Origin of the sequence: Faecalicatena contorta (assembly GCF_021531995.1) — a bacterium.
Taxonomy (GTDB): domain Bacteria; phylum Bacillota; class Clostridia; order Lachnospirales; family Lachnospiraceae; genus Dorea_A; species Dorea_A contorta_A.
Genome location: NZ_JAFBIZ010000284.1, coordinates 1 through 696 on the forward strand (window position 1 = coordinate 1; position 696 = coordinate 696).

A 696-nucleotide genomic window follows, 5' to 3' on the forward strand; every position below is an offset into this window, starting at 1 on the left:
GAAAGCATTTCTGGTGGCGATGCGCTTGAGGGTCACACCCGTTCCCATCCCGAACACGATGGTTAAGCCTCAAGCGGCCGATGGTACTTCACTGGAGACGGTGCGGGAGAGTAGGTGGCCGCCAGATATAGAAAAAGAAAAACTGGTTTTACCAGTGATTAGAGATTTGAAACAAGACGGGTTTGGTGTTCAGGTTTCTAGTGACTGATAAAACATCAGTCGGGTGTACTGTACATTGCACCTCAAGAACTTCGTTCTTTCGGTCACGTGCAGGCACGTTATGAAATTAAATATTTCAAAGCTTATGGATGTTAACATCCAACGCATGAAAATTTAATTTCGCAATGTACCTTGAAAATTGCATATAAGAAATAGAAATGATGAAGATTTTTAAATATCTTAATCAAGACATCCGAGGTAATTGTTATAACAGGTAATGATTATCGGTCTGAAGAAAACAGACCCAAAAAAAATTGACCTAAGCCAACGCCGATAACGCTATATCGGTGTAAGTTTTGAAAGAATACAAACGGAGGAAATGATTAGAATCCGTCACCCGCTTTCAAAGCTAGTTGGTCATGCTAGAAAGAGCGTATGGTGGATGCCTTGGCACTAAGAGCCGATGAAAGACGTGATAAGCTGCGAAAAGCTTCGGGGAGGAGCAAATATCCTACGATCCGGAGATTTCTGAATGGG

Annotated in this window: 2 rRNA genes; both read left to right on the plus strand. The window is 42.2% G+C overall.

The annotated features are described in order from the left end of the window. The first annotated feature begins 9 nt into the window (after positions 1 to 9). Positions 10 to 127: ribosomal RNA gene (gene rrf, locus JQM82_RS15960) — 5S ribosomal RNA — on the plus strand. Positions 128 to 574: 447 nt separating this feature from the next. After that, positions 575 to 696, plus strand: a 23S ribosomal RNA gene (locus JQM82_RS15965); the annotation flags it as partial.